This window comes from Streptomyces sp. NPDC090994 (assembly GCF_044768905.1).
Lineage (GTDB): Bacteria > Actinomycetota > Actinomycetes > Streptomycetales > Streptomycetaceae > Streptomyces.
Map to the genome: position 1 here is coordinate 1 of NZ_JBIVWS010000034.1, position 19,106 is coordinate 19,106.

Consider the following 19,106-nt stretch of genomic DNA (forward strand, 5'->3'; position numbering starts at 1 on the left):
GAGGACGGACACCCCCCACCCCGGCCCCGACCCACCCGCACACGACTGGGCGCTACGCGCACCCCCACCGGACCCGCACAGGCGCCGCAGGCACCCCCACTCAACCGCTACCGCTACTCCTCCTGCCCGCCCCCCGCCCCACCGGACGCCGAAGACGCGTCCAGCAGCCCCGACAGCTGACCCCCCACAATGCGCCGGAACTTCCGCTTCTGCGGCCGCGTACGGTCCAGCACCGCCACTTCCAGCCGCTCCGCGGGAATCTCCCGCTCGCTGCCGTTGGTGTCCCGCGACAGCGCCTGCACCGCCAGCCGCAGGGCCTCCGCCAGCGTCATCCCGTCCCGGTGCCGCTGGTCCAGGTACGAACTGATCTGCTCGGCATTACCGCCGACCGCCACCGACCCGTGCTCATCGACGATCGACCCGTCGTGCGGCAGCCGGTAGATCTGGTCGCCCTCGGGCGTCTCCCCGACCTCCGCGACGACCAGCTCCACCTCGTACGGCTTCTCCGCCGCACTCGAGAAGATCGTGCCCAGCGTCTGGGCGTAGACGTTGGCCAGCCCCCGAGCCGTCACATCATCCCGGTCATAGGTGTAACCCCGCAGGTCGGCGTAGCGCACGCCGCCGATCCGCAGGTTCTCGTACTCGTTGTACTTGCCGGCGGCCGCGAAACCGATCCGGTCATAGATCTCGCTGAACTTGTGCAGCGCACGGGACGGGTTCTCACCGACGAACACGATGCCGTCGGCATACTGGAGCACGACCAGGCTGCGACCACGGGCGATGCCCTTGCGGGCGTACTCGGCCCGGTCGGCCATGGCCTGCTGGGGTGAGACATAGAACGGCGTCGACACCGGTCAACCGTCCCTTTCTGTCGAAGTCACTGGATCACCTGACAACAAAGCAACCGTGCCCGCCGCTACAGCAGCGCCGCCCGCGGACCGTCGGGCTGCTCCAGCCGCCGCTCCAGCACCGAGCGGGCGATCTCGGACGACTCGTCCTCGGTCAGCCGGCGGAAGCCGTCCTCGGTGATCACGGTGACGATCGGGAAGATCCGCCGGGCGACGTCGGGCCCACCGGTCGCCGAGTCGTCGTCGGCCGCGTCGTACAGCGCCTGCACCACCAGCGTGGTGGCGTCGTCCTCGCTCAGGTCCCCCCGGAAGAGCTTCTTCATCGCGCCGCGCGCGAACACCGACCCCGACCCCGTGGCGGCGAAGTTGTGCTCCTCGGAGCGCCCGCCCGTCACGTCGTACGAGAAGATGCGGCCCTTGCCGCGGTCGACGTCGTACCCGGCGAACAGCGGAACGACAGCCAGCCCCTGCATCGCCATGCCGAGGTTGGAACGAATCATCGTCGACAGCCGGTTGGCCTTGCCCTCCAGGGACAGCTGCGCGCCCTCGACCTTCTCGAAGTGCTCCAGTTCCAGCTGGAACAGCTTCACCATCTCCACGGCCAGGCCCGCCGTACCGGCGATACCCACCGCCGAGTACTCGTCGGCGGGGAACACCTTCTCGATGTCCCGTTGCGCGATCACGTTGCCCATCGTCGCCCGCCGGTCACCGGCGAGCACGACACCGCCGGCGAACGTCACGGCCACGATCGTCGTGCCGTGCGGGGCCTCGATGACACCCTGGGTCGGCGGCAGCTGCCGGTTGCCCGGGAGGATCTCCGGCTGGTGCTCCGACAGGAAGTCCATGAAGGAGGACGACCCAGGCGTCAGGAAGGCAGCTGGTAGACGCCCGGTGCTACGAGTGTTGGCTTCCACGCGATTCCTTCCACATAAGCGGCAGCCCGCCTTATGGCATCGGGCCGGTCCTTGAACTGCCCCAGCGCGGCGTTGCAACTGAAGCACAGTACGCCACGGACCCTACCTGTCTCGTGGCAGTGATCCACATGTGCGGCGGGCGCCGCCAGACACACGCAGCAGACACCGCCCTGAGAAGCGATCAGCTCGTCGCGTTCCTCTTCGGTGATGCCGTACTGACGCTTCAGATGACCGGCGCGGCCCTGCGCCGCTTTGCAGGACTTGCAGAGCGTCGCCAGACCATCGGACGCTGTGCGATTCCGGGTCCACTCACTGTGGGGTTTGATCTCCCCGCACGTCCGGCAGAGCTTGTGCCCGTCGGGCACCTCCACTCGCGGACGGACGTTGCACCCCTTGGCCACCTGGCGTTCTTGGTGATAGGCCGCAGCACACTCCCGGCAATAGGCCTGCAACCCGTCACGCATCGCCTTGTTCCGCGCAAACGCTGCCCGCGGCTTGTGGTCCTTACACCGCGAGCAACGCCTACCAGAATCTTCGATCGTCAAGCGAACCCCCCGCTGCAACCTTCCTTTCGAAGGCTACTCGCCGCCCTTCTGAACGAACGAGCGAACGAAATCCTCTGCGTTCTCCTCCAAGACATCGTCGATCTCGTCCAGCACCGAGTCGACGTCGTCGCTCAGCTTCTCCTGCCGTTCCTTGAGGTCCTCCGACGCCTGCGCGTCCTGCGCCTGCTCCTCGACCTCCTCGGTGGAACGCGTGGCCTTCTGCTGCCCGCCGCCGGTGTCCTTGGTCGCCATAACCCTCACCCCGCTCGGTTCGCCCGACACATTCGCTCGTCAAGATCCGACCCTACAAGCCGGCTCTGACATCGGCCCCGCGGAATACAGAACGCGCGGGGACCACCTCGATGATTCCCGGGCCGGGGATTTTCACCCCGGCCCGGCTGACTTCGGCCGGGTACCCACTGCCCCGGATCATGCTCGGATCATGCCCGGAACACGCCCGGTTCATCCTCCGGACAACACCCTGACCAGGTCTTCCGCGGTCCGGCAGCGGTCCAGCAGCTCTTTGACGTGATTACGCGTTCCGCGAAGCGGTTCCAGGGTCGGTACGCGCTGCAGCGAGTCCCGGCCCGGCAGATCGAAGATCACCGAGTCCCAGGAGGCCGCCGCCACGTCGTCCGCGTACTGCTCGAGACAGCGCCCGCGGAAGTACGCGCGGGTGTCCTCGGGTGGCTTCGTACGGGCCCGCTCGACCTCCCCGTCGTCCAGCAGGCGCTTCATGCGGCCACGGGCCGCCAGGCGGTTGTACAGGCCCTTCTCGGGGCGTACGTCCGCGTACTGGAGGTCGACCAGGTGCAGCCGGGGCGCGTCCCAGTCCACGCCGTCGCGGCGCCGGTAGCCCTCCATGAGCTCCCGCTTGGCGACCCAGTCCAGCTCGCCGGCCAGGCTCATCGGGTCGTTCTCCAGGCGGTTGAGGGTGTCCTCCCAGCGGGTCAGGACGTCCTTGGTCTGGTCGTCCGCGTCGGCCCCGTACCGCTCCTCCACGTACTTGCGGGACAGCTCGAAGTACTCCATCTGGAGCTGCACCGCCGTGAGCGTCCGTCCGCTGCGGAGCGTGACGAGCTGCTTCAGCGAGGGGTCGTGCGAGACCTGGTGGAGGGTGCGTACCGGCTGGTCGACCGCCAGGTCCACGGCGATGAAGCCGTCCTCGATCATCGACAGGACCAGGGCGGTCGTGCCCAGTTTCAGATACGTCGAGATCTCCGACAGGTTCGCGTCACCGATGATCACGTGCAGTCGGCGGTACTTCTCGGCGTCCGCGTGCGGTTCGTCGCGCGTGTTGATGATCGGGCGCTTCAGGGTCGTCTCCAGGCCGACCTCGACCTCGAAGTAGTCCGCGCGCTGGCTGAGCTGGAAGCCGTGCTCGTGGCCGTCCTGGCCGATGCCGACGCGGCCGGCGCCGGTGACGACCTGCCGGGAGACGAAGAACGGCGTCAGGTGGCGCACGATGTCCGAGAAGGCGGTCTCCCGCTTCATCAGGTAGTTCTCGTGCGTGCCGTAGGACGCGCCCTTGTTGTCGGTGTTGTTCTTGTACAGGTGGATCGGCTGGGCCCCGGGCAGCTGGGCGGCCCGCTCGGCCGCCTCGGCCATGATGCGCTCGCCCGCCTTGTCCCAGAGCACGGCGTCCCGCGGATTGGTGACCTCGGGCGCGCTGTACTCGGGGTGCGCGTGGTCGACGTAGAGCCGGGCACCGTTGGTGAGGATCACGTTGGCCAGGCCGATGTCCTCGTCGGTGAGCTGGCTGGAGTCGGCGGCCTCCCGGGCGAGGTCGAAGCCTCGCGCGTCCCGCAGCGGGTTCTCCTCCTCGAAGTCCCAGCGGGCCCGGCGGGCCCGGTGCATCGCCGCCGCGTAGGCGTTGACGATCTGGGACGAGGTGAGCATGGCATTGGCGTTGGGGTGACCGGGGACGGAGATCCCGTACTCCGTCTCGATGCCCATTACTCGCCGTACGGTCATGCGGCCCTCCTTGCCCGGCGGTGCCCACGGTCGTGGACGCCGCTCACGTACCGCTGGCGCTCCGGTGCGTGTGCGGTGCCCGTCCCCGCACTGCGCGACTCGGCGGTATGGAAGAGCCTAGAACGCCTTTGCGCTGGTGGGGAGATCATTTGCGTCATTGCCTTGCTCCAGCCGTGGCCCTGGAAAAACAGTCGGCTGCGGGTACCCGCTGAGGGACACCCGCAGCCGTCCGGTTTTTTACAGGTACTGACCGGTGTTCGCCACCGTGTCGATGGAGCGTCCGGTGTCCGCGCCCTGCTTTCCGGTGACGAGCGTACGGATGTACACGATCCGCTCGCCCTTCTTTCCGGAGATCCGGGCCCAGTCGTCCGGGTTGGTGGTGTTGGGCAGGTCCTCGTTCTCCTTGAACTCGTCCACGCAGGCCTGGAGGAGGTGGGAGACGCGCAGGCCCTTCTGGTTCTTCTCCAGGAAGTCCTTGATCGCCATTTTCTTGGCGCGGCCCACGATGTTCTCGATCATGGCGCCGGAATTGAAGTCCTTGAAGTAGAGGACTTCCTTGTCGCCGTTGGCGTAGGTGACCTCCAGGAAGCGGTTCTCCTCGGATTCGGCGTACATCTGTTCCACCGCCGTCTGGATCATGCTCTGGACGGTGGCCGCCTTGTCCTTGTCGTGCTCCTTGAGGTCTTCCTCGTGGAGCGGGAGGCGCTCGGTGAGGTACTTGCCGAAGATGTCCTTGGCGGCCTCGGCGTCCGGGCGCTCGATCTTGATCTTCACGTCGAGCCGGCCGGGCCGCAGGATGGCGGGGTCGATCATGTCCTCGCGGTTGGAGGCGCCGATCACGACCACGTTCTGCAGGCCCTCCACGCCGTCGATCTCGGCGAGCAGCTGGGGGACGATGGTGTTCTCCACGTCCGAGCTGACGCCGGAGCCGCGGGTGCGGAAGAGGGACTCCATCTCGTCGAAGAAGACGATGACGGGGGTGCCCTCGCTGGCCTTCTCCCGGGCCCGCTGGAAGACCAGGCGGATCTGCCGCTCGGTCTCACCGACGTACTTGTTCAGCAGCTCGGGGCCCTTGATGTTCAGGAAGAAGCTCTTGCCGGCGGCCTGGCCGGTGACCTCGGCGACCTTCTTGGCCAGCGAGTTCGCGACCGCCTTGGCGATGAGCGTCTTGCCGCAGCCGGGCGGGCCGTAGAGCAGGACGCCCTTGGGCGGACGCAGCTCGTGCTCCTTGAACAGGTCGGGGTAGAGATACGGGAGCTCGACCGCGTCGCGGATCATCTCGATCTGTCCGCCGAGGCCGCCGATCTGCTCGTAGCCGATGTCGGGGACCTCTTCGAGGACGAGTTCCTCGACCTCGCTCTTGGGGACGACCTCGTAGACGTAGCCGGAGCGGGGTTCGAGCAGGAGGGCGTCGCCGGCGCGGATGGTGATGCCGCGCAGCGGCTCGGCGAGCCGGACCACGCGCTCCTCGTCGGTGTGCCCCAGCACCAGGGCGCGCTCGCCGTCCTCCAGGATCTCCTTGAGGGTGACGATGTCGCCGACGCGCTCGAACTGCATGGCCTCGACCACGTTGAGCGCCTCGTTGAGCATGACTTCCTGGCCGCGGCGCAGGTCGTCCAGCTCGACGCTGGGGCTGACGTTCACCCGGAGCTTGCGGCCCCCGGTGAAGATGTCGGCCGTGCCGTCCTCGTTCGCCTGCAGGAAGACACCGAAGCCGGCCGGCGGCTGGGCCAACCGGTCGACCTCTTCCTTGAGGGCCACGATCTGGTCGCGGGCCTCGCGGAGTGTATTGGCCAGTCGCTCGTTCTGCGCGGATACGCCGGCCAGATTGGTCTGCAGCTCGACGATCCGCTCTTCGAGGATTCTCGTGTGCCGCGGAGAGTCGGCGAGCTTGCGTCGCAGGACGGCGATCTCCTGCTCAAGATAGGCAATCTGTCCGGTCGGGTCGTCGGACCCGCGTCCCGGGCGGATGCCGCGGTTCATGTCGTCGTCGTGGGCTGCCACGGTCCTCACCTCCTCCAAGGGGAGCTGGACGCTTCCAGACCCTACCTGGGTGGGTGTCGATTGAAACCCCTAGATCACAAAGACGGTCGGGGTGTGTCCGATCTTCACCCTTGCGCTCTCCCTCACGCCAGGGGAATACCCACGGAACACGTCGGGAAAGCAGGCGGCGGTAGGCTCGAAGTGTTCAACACCCGTCAGAGCTGGCCGGATTCCCGCCGCTCGACGCAGAAACGGCAGGAGAGACGATCGTGCAGCAGGAGGCCGGAGTCGCCGGTGAGGCGTTGGAGGTCTGGATCGACCAGGACCTGTGTACCGGCGACGGCATCTGTGCCCAGTACGCGCCCGAGGTGTTCGAGCTGGACATCGACGGTCTGGCCTACGTCAAGGGCGCGGACGACGAGCTGCTGCAGGCCGAGGGGGCGACAACACCCGTGCCGTTGCCGCTTCTCACGGATGTGGTCGACTCGGCGAAGGAGTGTCCGGGCGAGTGCATCCACGTACGTCGGGTTTCGGACAGGGTCGAGGTCTACGGACCGGACGCAGAGTGACCAAATCGCAACCTATTGCGTACAGTCCGTGACCACTGTCTGATGTCTCACGTGCGGAGGGCGCCGTTCGCGCTCACACCGCGTGGGCCTTCGAGGGGGCGGAGCGGACGAACGCGCCGTTGTTCCAGCGCCACTTCGCGTCTTCCTCGACGTCCGGGCAGCAACTGGGTACGTCGGCCGACGAGTAGCCGAGGTACGTGGCGAGGACGGCGCCGTCGGTGACGGAGAGGTCGGTGACGGTCCGGCGTTCCTCGGGGTCGATCAGCGTCGCGACCACCCGGGGTTCGCCGTCGCTGCCCGGGGTCAGGACGTAGACGCCGTCGGGCGGGGTGCCCATGGGGGCGTCGCAGTGCACCGCGGCGACCGTCTCCGGGCGGCCGTCGCCGTCCAGGTCGCCGGACGCCTTCTTCTGGACCAGGGCCTTCACCGGACCGCAGTCCAGGGGGAACGTGACGCTCGCGGGGTCGGGGGGTGCGGCCTGGGTCCGGGACGGCTCGGCCTTGGGGCTCGCCGCCTGGGCCGCGGTCGCGGCGTCGGGCTGCAGGACCGAGGAGAGGGCCACCACGGCGGCGACGGCGGTTGCGGTGGCGACCCAGTGGATCGGGCGGGTACGCGTGTGTGCCAGTTCCGGGACGGCGGGGTGCTGCACGAGGAGCGTCTCCTGTGAGGGCTGTGCCGGTGGGGTGCCCAGCATCGTGCCACACGTCACAGTGCGGGGGAACGGCGGGGTGGGTACCCGCGTGCGTTCCGGCTGCGGCGGGCCGGGGCCGGTCGCGTGAGGGGCGCGTGATGGTGCCCTGTCAATGCGACGACGCCGTGGTCCAGTTCCCCGGTTCGTACGGGAACTGGACCACGGCGTCGTCGCGTTGGTACGGGTGACGGGGCCGGGTCAGCGGCCGGTGCCTCCGTCGGCGTTGGGGCCGGTGTAGTCCTCGCCGTAGGCGCCCTTGGCGGGCCGGCGGCGGCGCATGGGCGGTTCCACGCCGTCGGCGAGGCGGCGGGCGGTGAGCAGGAACCCGGTGTGGCCGATCATCCGGTGGTCCGGGCGGACGGCCAGGCCCTCGACGTGCCAGTTGCGGATCATGGTCTCCCAGGAGGTCGGCTCGTTGAAGGAGCCGATCTCCCGGATGGACTCCACGGTCCGGGCGAGCTGGGTGGTGGTCGCCACGTAGCAGCACAGGATGCCGCCGGGGACGAGCGCCTTGGAGACGGCCTCCAGGCACTCCCAGGGGGCGAGCATGTCGAGGATGACGCGGTCGACGTCGGTGTCGGACAGGTTGTCCTGGAGGTCGCCGACGGTGAGCTGCCAGGCGGGGTGCGGGCCGCCGAAGTAGCGCTCCACGTTGCCGCGGGCGATGTCGGCGAAGTCCTCGCGGCGCTCGTAGGAGTGCAGCATGCCCTGGTCGCCGATGGCGCGCAGCAGGAAGCTGCTCAGCGAGCCGGAGCCGACTCCGGCCTCCACGACGCGCGCGCCGGGGAAGATGTCGGCGAAGGCGAGGATCTGCCCCGCGTCCTTGGGGTAGACCACGGCGGCGCCGCGGGGCATGGACAGGACGTAGTCGGGGAGCAGGGGGCGCAGCGCGAGATAGGCGACGTTCCCGGTGGTACGGACAACGCTGCCCTCGGGAGCGCCGATCAGCTCGTCGTGGGGGAAGGAACCCTTGTGGGTGTGGAAGTTCTTCCCGGCCTCGAGCGTGAACGTGTAGTGGCGGCCCTTGGGGTCGGTCAGCTGAACCTGGTCCCCGACCTTGAAGGGCCCGCGCCTGCGGGCGGCACCGGTCGGTTCGGACATGTGACCAGCCTACCGGCGTTTCGGATGCCCACCGACCATCAGGAGGGTCGGGCCATCGCCTTGACGAAGGCGCGCTCGACGTCGGCGGCGGACAGGACGCCGTAGATCTCGCCGGTCTCCTCGGTGACCAGGTACTCGGTGGCGGGGGTGGCGCGCAGGGCGTCGAGGAGTTCCTCGCCGGCCAGCTCGGCCGAGACGCGCATGCCGTCGGTGAGGTCCTGGGCGAGGCCGCTGACCGCGACCCAGGGGCGCCGGTGCTCGGGTACGCCGACGATGGCGGCCTCGCGGACCAGGGACAGGGGGGCGCCCTCGGCGTCGACGACGACCAGGGCGCGGGCGCCGGCGGCGTTGGCGCGGCGCAGCGCCTCGGAGAGCGGGGTGTCGGTCTCGACGGGGACCGCGCGCCGGGTGAGGTTGCGGGCGCGCAGCTCGGGGAGGTGTTCGCGCAGGCGGGCCATGCGCAGGCTGTTGCCGGCGCCGGTCCAGATGATCGCGGCGAGGATGGCGGCCAGCAGGGCGTCCATGACGGTGTCCATGCCGACGTTGTCCACGGCGTCGGCTCCGAGGGCGCCGGCCTGGGTGAGCAGGGGCAGGCCGATCAGGACGGAGATGGCGAGGGCTCGGCCGACCCAGGCGGCGGCGACCGTGCCGCTCATCGGCTTGCCGGTGATCTTCCAGACGACGGCGCGGAGCATCCGGCCGCCGTCCAGGGGGAGGCCGGGGAGCAGGTTGAAGGCGGCCACGATGAGGTTGGAGATCATCAGGCCGGCCAGCAGGACGCCGGGGACGGTGCCGGGTTCGACGGGCAGCAGGGCGAGGTAGAAGACGCCGGCCAGGACGAGGGAGAGCAGCGGGCCGACGAAGGCCAGGACGAATTCGCGGCCGGGGGTCTCGGCCTCCTTCTCGATCTCGGAGACACCGCCGAAGAACTGGAGCTGGATGCGGCGGACCGGGAGTCTGAAGCGGAGGGCTGCGACGGTGTGGGCCAGTTCGTGGACCAGGACGGAGGCGTAGAAGGCGACCGCGAAGAAGAGGGAGACCAGGTAGCGGGCGGCGCCCAGCTCGGGCAGGACGCGGTCGAGCTGGCCGCCGAACACCCAGGTGATCAGGGCGGCGACCAGGAACCAGCTGGGGGCGACGTAGACGGGGACGCCGAACGGGCGGCCCATCAGCAGGCCGCCGCCGGGTTCGCGGGGGCGGCGGGGCGGGCGGCCGGGGCGGCCGCCGTCCGACGGGGTGCCCGTTCGAGTGTGGGTTCGGGAGTCCGCTCGGGTGTCCGCTCGAGTGACCGATCGCGTGTCAGGCCTCGCGTCCGGTTTCACGTCCGGTCGCGTGTCCCGCTGGGTGTCCGGCCGCGCGTGGGTGGGGTGGTCCGCGGCACGGGTGCCGGGGGCGCCGGGGCTGTGGGGGGCCGGGGCCGCCGGGGGCTGCTCGGCCGACGGGTGTGGGGGGTGGGGGGCTGCTGGTGCCTCCGGGCCTGCGGGATCCGGTGTGCCGCCCGGGGCCGCCGGGGCGGCGGGGGCGGGCCGGTCGCCGGGAGCCGTGCGGGTGGACTGGTCGCCGGGGCCCTGCGGACCCGTGCCGTCCTTCTCCGTGCCGTCGCCGTGACCGTCCCGGTCCCGTGCTGCCGGGGTGCCCGCGTCGGAGGCGGGGCCGGGGGGAAGGGGAGCGGGGGCATCGGGGTGGTCGGTGCCGCCGTCCTGGGGCCGGCCGGGGCGTGCGGAGCCGGGGGCCGGGGCCGTGGGCCCCGTGTGGTGCTCGGCCGACTCGCCGTTGCCGGACCGCGGCTGCCCGCTCCCGCCGCTCACGTCCACGGTTTCCCCTCGTTCGAAGCGTCTTCCGCTCCTGCCGGGCGGAAGGGTCTCATGTCGATGGTATGCGGCCCGCTCGCCCCCTTCCGCCCCGGCACCCCTGTGCTCCCCCCTGCTCCCCCTGCTCCCCCTGCTCTCCCCGCTCCCCCGCTCTCCTTGCTCCCACTGCTCTCCCCGCTCTCCCACGTCACGGGCGGCACCGCCGTGGCTGGGTCACTGTCAGTGGTGGGCCGTAGGGTCTGTCGCATGGAGACGAGCATCGAGGGTGTGGTGGGAGACCCCGCCGGTCCGGGCGCACCGGTGGACCCGCTGGTACCAGCCGGTACGGCGGCATCGGCGGCATCGGCGGCAGCAGAGACGACGCCGGGGGCGGACCAGGGCGCGGCGGCCTCAGTGGTCACGGCGGCCGCTTCGGCCGCCGTGACCACTGAGGCCGCCGTGAACCCCGTGGCGGAGCCCTCCGCCCCCGCCACCCCCACCGCCAGGCCCGTCGCCATACCTCCCGCCTCGCTCTCGCCCTCGCGGGCCGGCGACTTCATGCAGTGCCCGCTGCTGTACCGGTTCCGGGTGATCGACCGGCTCCCGGAGAAGCCGAGCGAGGCGGCGACCCGGGGCACCCTGGTGCACGCGGTGCTGGAGCGGCTCTTCGACGCCCCGGCGGCCGAGCGCACCCCGCCGCGCGCGAAGGCCCTGGTGCCCGGCCAGTGGGACCGGCTGCGCGAGACCCGGCCCGAGGTGGTGGAGCTGTTCGCCGACGACCCGGACGGCGAGCGGCTGGCGCGCTGGCTGGCCGAGGCGGAGCGGCTCGTGGAGCGCTGGTTCACGCTGGAGGACCCGAGCCGGCTGGAGCCGGCCGAGCGGGAGCTGTTCGTCGAGACGGAGCTGGAGTCCGGGCTGCGGCTGCGCGGCATCATCGACCGGGTCGACGTGGCGCCCACCGGTGAGGTGCGGATCGTCGACTACAAGACGGGCAAGGCGCCCCGGCCGGAGTACTCCGAGAGCGCGCTGTTCCAGATGAAGTTCTACGCACTGGTGGTGTGGCGGCTGAAGAAGGTCGTCCCCCGCCGGCTGCAACTGGTCTACCTCGGCAGCGGTGACGTGCTGACGTACGACCCGGTCGTCGCCGATCTTGAGCGGGTCGAGCGCAAGCTGCTGGCGCTGTGGGACGCGATCCGGCTGGCGACCGAGACGGGCGAGTGGCGGCCGCGGCCCACCAAGTTGTGCGGCTGGTGCGACCACCAGGCGCACTGTCCGGAGTTCGGCGGCACTCCCCCGCCGTACCCGCTGCCGGTGGTGGCGGCCGGGCCGGGAGGGGGCGGCCGGGCGTAGCGCCCCGGCCGCGTCCGGCGGCACCGGCGCAGGGCAGAATGGGGCCGGACTAGCGAAGGAGACTTACGTGGCCATCCGTGTCCTACTGGTCGACGACCAGCCGCTGCTGCGCACGGGCTTCCGGATGATTCTGGAAGCGGAGCAGGACATCGCGGTCGTCGGCGAGGCCGGTGACGGCCTCCAGGCGCTGGACCAGGTGCGGGCGTTGCAGCCCGATGTGGTCCTGATGGACATCCGTATGCCGCGGATGGACGGTGTGGAGGCGACCCGGCAGATCACCGGGCCCGGGCGGGACGGCCCGGCGAAGGTGCTGGTGCTGACCACCTTCGACCTCGACGAATACGTGGTGGAGGCGCTGCGGGCGGGGGCCAGCGGCTTCCTGCTGAAGGACGCCCCGGCCAACGAACTGGTGCAGGCGATCCGGGTGGTGGCGGACGGCGAGGCGATGCTCGCGCCGAGCATCACCAAGCGGCTGCTCGACAAGTACGCGACCCATCTGCCCTCGGGCGAGGAGCCGGTGCCGGACACCCTGCACACGCTCACCGAGCGTGAGGTGGAGGTGCTGAAGCTGGTGGCGCGCGGTCTGTCCAACGCGGAGATCGCCGCCGATCTGTTCGTCAGCGAGACGACCGTGAAGACGCATGTCGGGCACGTCCTGACCAAGCTGGGGCTGCGCGACCGGGTGCAGGCCGCGGTGTACGCGTACGAGAGCGGACTGGTGCGCCCCGGCGCGCAGTAGGCCGGTCGCGGCACGGCGACGCGAAGGGCGCCCCTCTCCGGAAGAAGAGGGGCGCCCTTTCGGTGTACGGCCGGTGCGGCCGGTGCGGGCGGTGCCCGGCGTGCGGTGCCGGCGGGCTCAGTCGCTGACGCCGCGGCCCAGCTCCCACAGCTGGAGCGAGGAGGCGGAGTTGAGCAGGTAGGCGGTGCCGGTGATGTCGTCGCGGGTGGCGACGTACTGCTTGCCCTGCCACAGCGGCAGCAGCGGTACGTCCTCGGCGACGATGTCCTGGATCTCCGTCAGGCTGTCGGCGGCGGACAGCCGGTCGGCCTCGCGGCGGGACTCAGGGATCAGCGTGTTGATTATCTTGCTGTTGGTGTACGGCGAGTACAGGGTGTTGTTCTTGTCGAGGAACGGCGCGATGAAGCTGTCGGCGTCCGGGAAGTCGGGGAACCAGCCCATGCCGAAGACGTCGTACTCGTGCTTCTTCTGCCCCTCCCGGTACTTGTCCCAGATGATGCCCTTGATGTCGACGTCGAAGAGACCGCTGTCGTTGAGCTGCTTCTGCAGCTCCTCGAACTCCGTCTTGGCGGCGGCGCCATAGTGGTCGGTGGTGTAGTTCAGCGTCAGCTTCACCGGCATGGTGACGTTGGCCTGTTCCAGCATCGCCCTCGCCTTGTCGACGCTCGGGTCGCCGTACTGGTTGAAGAACGAGTTGGAGTGGCCGGTGATGGTGGCCGGGACCATCGAGTACAGCGGCTCGGCCTGGGAGCCGTAGACCTTGGAGACCAGTTCGCTGCGGTTGATCAGCTGGGCCATCGCCTGACGGACGGCCCTGTTCTTGACGGTCGCGGCCTCGGTGTTGAACGCGAGGTAGCGGATCTCCAGGCCGGACACCTCGACCAGGTCGACGGCGCCGCCGGAGGCCTTGGACAGCTCGTCGATCTGGTCGGGCGTCATCGCGCGCGTCATCACGTCGATGTCGCCGTTCTCGATGTCGGCGCCCATCGTCTCGGCGTCGGCGTACGAGACCATCTCGACCTTGTCGTTGTTCACCGTCAGAGTCCCCTTGTAGTTGGGGTTCTTGGTGAACACGGCCTTGGTCAGCTCGTCGCCCTCGGTCTCCGCCTTGAAGGTGTAGGGGCCGGAGCCGGAGAGCTCGAAGCCCTCGCGCAGCTTGTCCTTCGCGTAATCGTCGGAGTCGACGATGCCGGCGACGGGGGTCGACAGCTTGTACGGGAAGGTGGCGTCGGCGGTGTTGAGGTGGAAGATCACCTCGCGGTCGCCCTGCGTCTCGACGGTGTCGATGGTGGACAGCAGGGAGGAGACACCGGTGTCGGCCTGGATGGCGATGGCCCGCTCGATGGAGTACTTCACGTCGGCGGCGGTGATGGCGTCACCGTTGGCGAACTTCAGACCGTCCCGCAGGGTGCAGGAGTAGCGCTCGTTGCCCGTGTCGGTGAAGCCGCACTGCTCGGCGGCCTCGGGCACCGGCTCGCCGTCGCCGCGCGGCTGGATCATCAGCGTCTGCTGGGTCTGGCGCAGGATGTTCCAGAGGCCCACGTCGTACGCCCACGCCGGGTCGAGGGGCGCGGGGGCCTCCTTCGTGGCGGTGAACCGGTCCGTGGTGCCGACGACGATCGCGTCTCCGCCGCCACTGCCACCGTCGGAGCCGCCGCACGCGGCGAGCACCGGCGCGAGCAGGCCGACCACGGCCGGCAGCACCAAAGTCTTGCGGTTCATGCTCGGGATTCTCCAGGGCTGTCGATTCCGTGTATCCGGCTTGCAGGGGTGTCGCGGCCGATCACGGGGGTAAGGGCTGAGGTTCTCGCGATGAGATTAGTCCGCGTCCGCACGACAGTTCGCAGCCGCCGGAGTTGAGCCCCCATCACGCAGTGAAACCGGGCGTGGACACACCGAAAACCCGACAGCGGAAGGATTCGTGCAGGGTTTCACCAATCAGGACACATGGGCACGGCGCCGCCCCCGGGAGTGCGACGAACAGCACAGGCACAGCTTTCTGTCGACCCCCGGGAGCGTGGGGAACGTCACATGGCCAAGCTGGTGTGTGAGGCACTCAATTCGGCCGTCCCGAGCCGGGGAATTACCCTTCGAAACCCCTTCGCCACGCATCTCGGCAACTCACCGGTAGGTTTCCGCGAATTACCCTTCTTTTACCGGTGCACGCTGGGTGAACGTCTAGCGCGTGTGCGTCATCAACCCGCGTAGAAATGCCAGGTCCACCTGTTCCAGCGAGGGCACGACGGTGCGTCTGAGGGCCGGTGCGATGGGGGCGACGGACGGGACCGCGACGACGTGGCAGCCCGCGGCCTCGGCGGCGGCGACGCCGGTCGCGGTGTCCTCGACGACGGCGCATCGGTGCGGATCAGCGCCGAGTCCGGCGGCGGCGGTCAGGTACGGGTCCGGGTACGGCTTGGTGCGCGGGACCTCGTCGCCCGCGACCGTCAGGGCGAAGTGGTGGGCGCCGAGCGAGGTGAGCACCCGGTCGATGATGCGCCGGTGGGAGGCGGAGACCAGAGCGGTGGGGATCTCGTGCTCGGACAGCTCGGCCAGCAGCCGCTCGGCCCCGGGCATGAGGGGCAGGGCCCGGCCGATGCGCTCCTCGAAGCCGTCGTTGAGCAGAACGGTCAGCTCGGCCAGCGAGATGTCGGCGCCGGTGGCCTCGATCAGGAAGCCGGCGCTGCGGGTCATGGGGCCGCCGACCACGACATGGCGCCAGGAGTCGTCCAGGGTGTACCCGAGCCGGGCGAAGACCTCCGCCTCCACGTCCCACCAGAAGCCCTCGGTGTCCACCAGGGTTCCGTCCATGTCCAGGAGCACGGCCTGGAGGGCGGAGCCTTCGGCCGTACGGGTACCGAGCGCGGGGACCGTACTGGTCATCCACTTACCTCCTTGAGGGACGATCAGGCCGGTTCCCTGAGCGGGAACCGGCCTGCGGTGGACCGACCAGTGTACGTCGCCCGCGCACGAAGCGCCCGGTGGTGTGCCGGCGGGCGGTGGCGTACGACCCGGCGGGCGGTGCTCCAGGGCCCGGCGGGCGGTGACGTACGGCTCAGCGGGCGTTGAAGTACTTCGCCTCGGGGTGGTGGATCACGATGGCGTCGGTGGACTGTTCGGGGTGGAGCTGGAACTCCTCCGACAGGTGGACGCCGATCCGCTCCGGCTCCAGCAGGGCGGCGATCTTCGCCCGGTCCTCCAGGTCGGGGCAGGCACCGTAGCCCAGCGAGAAGCGGGCGCCCCGGTACTTCAGCTCGAACATGCCCTGCATCTCGTCGGGGTCCTCCCCGGCGAAGCCCAGTTCGGAGCGGACGCGGGCGTGCCAGTACTCGGCGAGGGCTTCGGCGAGCTGGACGGACAGGCCGTGCAGTTCGAGGTAGTCGCGGTAGGCGTTGGCTTCGAACATCCGGGCGGTCTCCTCGCCGATGCGGGAGCCGACGGTGACGACCTGGAAGCCGACGACGTCCCGTTCGCCGGACTCCTCCGGGCGGAAGAAGTCGGCCAGGCACAGGCGCCGGCCGCGCCGCTGGCGGGGGAAGGTGAAGCGGGTGCGCTCGTTGCCGTCGTCGTCGAGGACGATGAGGTCGTCGTCCTTGGAGACGCACGGGAAGTAGCCGTAGACCACGGCCGCTTCCAGCAGGTTCTCCGTCTGGAGCCGGTCCAGCAGACCGCGCAGCCGGGGCCGTCCCTCGCTCTCGACCAGTTCCTCGTACGACGGTCCGTCGCCGGTGCGGGCCTGCTTCAGGCCCCACTGGCCCTTGAACAGGGCGCCTTCGTCCAGCCAGGAGGCGTACTCCTTGAGCTGGATGCCCTTGATGACGCGAGTGCCCCAGAAGGGGGGCTCGGGGACCGGGTTGTCGACGGCGACGTCGGAGCGGACGTGGCCGGCCTCCGGGCGCTCCTCGACCTCGACGGCCGCGGCCCGGACCCGGCGCTGGCGCAGCTCGGGAAGCCTGGCGCCGGGCACGCCGCGCTTGATGCCGATGAGCGCGTCCATCAGCCGCAGTCCCTCGAACGCGTCCCGCGCGTAGCGGACTTCGCCCTCGTAGATCTCGTGGAGGTCCTGCTCGACGTAGGCGCGGGTGAGGGCGGCGCCGCCGAGGATGACGGGGAAGTCGGCGGCCATGCCGCGCTGGTTGAGCTCCTCCAGGTTCTCCTTCATGATCACCGTGGACTTCACCAGCAGCCCGGACATGCCGATCACGTCGGCCTTGTGCTCCTCGGCCGCCTCCAGGATCGCGGAGACCGGCTGCTTGATGCCGAGGTTGACGACGTTGTAGCCGTTGTTGGACAGGATGATGTCGACCAGGTTCTTGCCGATGTCGTGCACATCGCCGCGGACGGTGGCCAGCACGATGGTGCCCTTGCCCGCCTCGTCCGTCTTCTCCATGTGCGGTTCCAGGTAGGCGACCGCGGTCTTCATCACCTCGGCGGACTGGAGGACGAACGGCAGCTGCATCTGGCCGGAACCGAACAGCTCGCCGACCACCTTCATGCCCTCGAGCAGCACCTCGTTGACGATCTCCAGCGCGGGACGGGCCTGAAGCGCCGCGTCCAGGTCCGCCTCCAGACCGTTGCGCTCGCCGTCGATGATCCGCCGCTGGAGGCGCTCCTCCAGCGGCAGCGCGGCCAGTTCCTCGGCCTTGGACGCCTTCAGCGACTTGGCCGTGGCGCCCTCGAACAGCTGCATGAGCTTCTGCAGCGGGTCGTAGCCCTCGCGGCGCCGGTCGTAGATCAGGTCCAGGGCGGTGGTGACCTGCTCCTCGTCGAACCGTGCGATCGGCAGGATCTTCGACGCGTGCACGATCGCGGAGTCCAGGCCCGCCTTCACGCACTCGTCGAGGAAGACCGAGTTCAGCAGGATCCGGGCGGCCGGGTTGAGGCCGAAGGAGATGTTCGACAGGCCGAGGGTGGTCTGCACCCGCGGGTGGCGGCGCTTCAGCTCGCGGATGCCCTCGATGGTGGCGACCCCGTCCCCGCGGGACTCCTCCTGACCCGTGCAGATGGTGAAGGTCAGGCAGTCCACCAGGATGTCCTCCTCGCGGATGCCCCAGTTGCCGGTCAGGTCCTCGATCAGCCGTTCGGCGATCTCGACCTTCTTCTCGGCGGTGCGGGCCTGGCCCTCCTCGTCGATGGTCAGCGCGATCAGCGCCGCGCCGTGCTCCCGGGCGAGCGCGGTGACCTTCGCGAACCGGGACTCCGGGCCGTCGCCGTCCTCGTAGTTCACCGAGTTGATCACCGCCCGGCCGCCGAGCTTCTCCAGCCCGGCGCGGATGACGGGAACCTCGGTGGAGTCCAGCACGATCGGGAGGGTCGAGGCGGTGGCGAAGCGGCCGGCCAGCTCCTCCATGTCCGCGACGCCGTCCCGGCCGACGTAGTCCACGCACAGGTCCAGCATGTGCGCGCCCTCACGGATCTGGTCCCGGGCCATCTCCACGCAGTCGTCCCAGCGGCCCTCCAGCATGGCCTCACGGAACTTCTTCGACCCGTTGGCGTTGGTCCGCTCACCGATCGCCAGGTAGGAGGTGTCCTGGCGGAACGGCACCGACTGGTACAGGGAGGCGGCGCCCGGCTCGGGGCGCGGCTCGCGCACGGCCGGGGCGAGTCCCTCGACCCGCTCCACGACCTGCCGCAGGTGCTCCGGCGTGGTCCCGCAGCAGCCGCCGACCAGCGACAGGCCGTACTCGCGGACGAACGTCTCCTGCGCGTCCGCCAGCTCGGGGGCGCCCAGCGGGTAGTGGGCGCCGTCCTTGCCGAGGACCGGCAGGCCGGCGTTGGGCATGCAGGACAGCGGGATGCGGGAGTGCCGGGCCAGGAAGCGCAGGTGCTCGCTCATCTCGGCCGGGCCGGTGGCGCAGTTCAGGCCGATCATGTCGATGCCCAGCGGCTCCAGCGCGGTCAGCGCCGCGCCGATCTCCGAACCGAGCAGCATGGTGCCGGTGGTCTCGACGGTCACCGACACGATCACCGGCATGTCGACGCCGAGCGCGTCCAGGGCACGGCGGGCGCCGAGCACGGCGGACTTGGTCTGGAGCAGGTCCTGCGTGGTCTCCACCAGCAGCGCGTCGGCGCCGCCCGCGACCAGGCCCTCGGCGTTGCGCTGATAGGCGTCGCGCAGTACTCCGTACGGGGCGTGCCCGAGGGTGGGGAGCTTGGTGCCGGGGCCCATGGAGCCCAGGACCCAGCGCTGCCGGCCGTCGCGCGCGGCGAACTCGTCGGCCACCTCGCGGGCCACCCGGGCGCCGGCCTCGGACAGCTCGTGGACCCGGTGCGCGATGTCGTACTCGCCGAGGGCGGAGTGGTTGGCGCCGAAGGTGTTGGTCTCCACGCAGTCCACGCCGACCGCGAAGTACTCCTCGTGGACCGAACGGACGATGTCCGGCCGGGTCAGGTTCAGGACCTCGTTGCAGCCCTCCAGCTGCTGGAAGTCGTCCAGCGTCGGGTTCTGCGCCTGCAACATGGTGCCCATCGCGCCGTCGGCGACCACCACGCGGGTGGCGAGCGCCTCGCGCAGGGCGGTGACACGGGTCCGGGTGTCGGCGGACGGGGTGGACGGCGACGAGGCCATGGACGGGCTCCCTAGGATGCGACGGCTGTCGGCTTTG

The 19,106-nt window shown here is 69.9% G+C and carries 15 protein-coding genes; 3 read left to right on the forward strand and 12 right to left on the reverse strand.

Annotation, left to right across the window (positions count from 1 at the left end; genetic code table 11):
* Nucleotides 1-113: 113 nt before the first annotated feature.
* From prcA to arc, 6 genes are all read right to left on the reverse strand, one after another.
* Nucleotides 114-851, reverse strand: coding sequence for a proteasome subunit alpha (prcA, locus tag ACIQR3_RS35750; protein ID WP_403545424.1), 738 nt, complete (start codon nucleotides 849-851; stop codon nucleotides 114-116).
* A gap of 65 nt (nucleotides 852-916) precedes the next feature.
* The gene (prcB, locus tag ACIQR3_RS35755) at nucleotides 917-1,762 is read right to left on the reverse strand and encodes a proteasome subunit beta (protein WP_215170747.1); all 846 of its coding nucleotides are present in this window, start codon (nucleotides 1,760-1,762) and stop codon (nucleotides 917-919) included.
* Nucleotides 1,714-2,226 carry an endonuclease VII domain-containing protein gene (locus ACIQR3_RS35760; RefSeq protein WP_403545425.1) on the reverse strand — a complete coding sequence of 171 codons (513 nt, stop codon included), beginning with the start codon at nucleotides 2,224-2,226 and terminating at the stop codon, nucleotides 1,714-1,716. The genes prcB and ACIQR3_RS35760 overlap by 49 nt, the downstream gene beginning before the upstream one ends.
* A gap of 114 nt (nucleotides 2,227-2,340) precedes the next feature.
* Entirely contained in the window at nucleotides 2,341-2,559 is a 219-nt protein-coding gene (locus tag ACIQR3_RS35765) for a ubiquitin-like protein Pup (RefSeq protein WP_011027899.1), read from the reverse strand.
* Between the two features lie 210 nt (nucleotides 2,560-2,769).
* Nucleotides 2,770-4,281, reverse strand: a complete 1,512-nt coding sequence (dop, locus tag ACIQR3_RS35770; RefSeq protein ID WP_374198418.1) for a depupylase/deamidase Dop — start codon at nucleotides 4,279-4,281, stop codon at nucleotides 2,770-2,772.
* Nucleotides 4,282-4,518: 237 nt separating this feature from the next.
* Nucleotides 4,519-6,285, reverse strand: coding sequence for a proteasome ATPase (arc, locus tag ACIQR3_RS35775; protein WP_403545427.1), 1,767 nt, complete (start codon nucleotides 6,283-6,285; stop codon nucleotides 4,519-4,521).
* 248 nt (nucleotides 6,286-6,533) lie between these two features.
* On the opposite strand from arc, the gene ACIQR3_RS35780 reads away from it, so the two are divergent.
* Complete coding sequence (locus tag ACIQR3_RS35780; RefSeq protein WP_215170744.1) at nucleotides 6,534-6,833, forward strand: ferredoxin; 300 nt, start codon at nucleotides 6,534-6,536, stop codon at nucleotides 6,831-6,833.
* Nucleotides 6,834-6,906: 73 nt separating this feature from the next.
* On the opposite strand, the gene ACIQR3_RS35785 is transcribed toward ACIQR3_RS35780, so the two are convergent.
* The 3 genes from ACIQR3_RS35785 to ACIQR3_RS35795 form a co-directional block, all read right to left on the reverse strand.
* Nucleotides 6,907-7,482: a hypothetical protein gene (locus tag ACIQR3_RS35785; protein ID WP_403545429.1), complete on the reverse strand. Its 576-nt coding sequence runs from the start codon at nucleotides 7,480-7,482 to the stop codon at nucleotides 6,907-6,909.
* A gap of 240 nt (nucleotides 7,483-7,722) precedes the next feature.
* Nucleotides 7,723-8,625: a tRNA (adenine-N1)-methyltransferase gene (locus ACIQR3_RS35790; protein ID WP_403545431.1), complete on the reverse strand. Its 903-nt coding sequence runs from the start codon at nucleotides 8,623-8,625 to the stop codon at nucleotides 7,723-7,725.
* Between the two features lie 38 nt (nucleotides 8,626-8,663).
* Nucleotides 8,664-10,439: a site-2 protease family protein gene (locus tag ACIQR3_RS35795; RefSeq protein ID WP_403545433.1), complete on the reverse strand. Its 1,776-nt coding sequence runs from the start codon at nucleotides 10,437-10,439 to the stop codon at nucleotides 8,664-8,666.
* A gap of 243 nt (nucleotides 10,440-10,682) precedes the next feature.
* Here ACIQR3_RS35795 and ACIQR3_RS35800 point away from each other — a divergent pair, with 243 nt between their 5' ends.
* Both ACIQR3_RS35800 and ACIQR3_RS35805 read left to right on the forward strand, forming a co-directional pair.
* Nucleotides 10,683-11,765, forward strand: a complete 1,083-nt coding sequence (locus ACIQR3_RS35800) for a RecB family exonuclease (protein WP_403545435.1) — start codon at nucleotides 10,683-10,685, stop codon at nucleotides 11,763-11,765.
* Nucleotides 11,766-11,832: 67 nt separating this feature from the next.
* Nucleotides 11,833-12,504: a response regulator transcription factor gene (locus ACIQR3_RS35805; RefSeq protein ID WP_215173697.1), complete on the forward strand. Its 672-nt coding sequence runs from the start codon at nucleotides 11,833-11,835 to the stop codon at nucleotides 12,502-12,504.
* A gap of 117 nt (nucleotides 12,505-12,621) precedes the next feature.
* Here the strand turns inward: ACIQR3_RS35805 and ACIQR3_RS35810 are convergent, their stop codons facing one another.
* The 3 genes from ACIQR3_RS35810 to metH form a co-directional block, all read right to left on the reverse strand.
* The gene (locus tag ACIQR3_RS35810) at nucleotides 12,622-14,226 is read right to left on the reverse strand and encodes an ABC transporter substrate-binding protein (protein ID WP_403545437.1); all 1,605 of its coding nucleotides are present in this window, start codon (nucleotides 14,224-14,226) and stop codon (nucleotides 12,622-12,624) included.
* Between the two features lie 456 nt (nucleotides 14,227-14,682).
* On the reverse strand, nucleotides 14,683-15,384 hold the full coding sequence (locus ACIQR3_RS35815; RefSeq protein ID WP_403545439.1) for an HAD family hydrolase: 702 nt from the start codon (nucleotides 15,382-15,384) through the stop codon (nucleotides 14,683-14,685).
* A gap of 172 nt (nucleotides 15,385-15,556) precedes the next feature.
* Nucleotides 15,557-19,069: a methionine synthase gene (gene metH / locus ACIQR3_RS35820; protein ID WP_403545440.1), complete on the reverse strand. Its 3,513-nt coding sequence runs from the start codon at nucleotides 19,067-19,069 to the stop codon at nucleotides 15,557-15,559.
* Nucleotides 19,070-19,106: the final 37 nt, after the last annotated feature.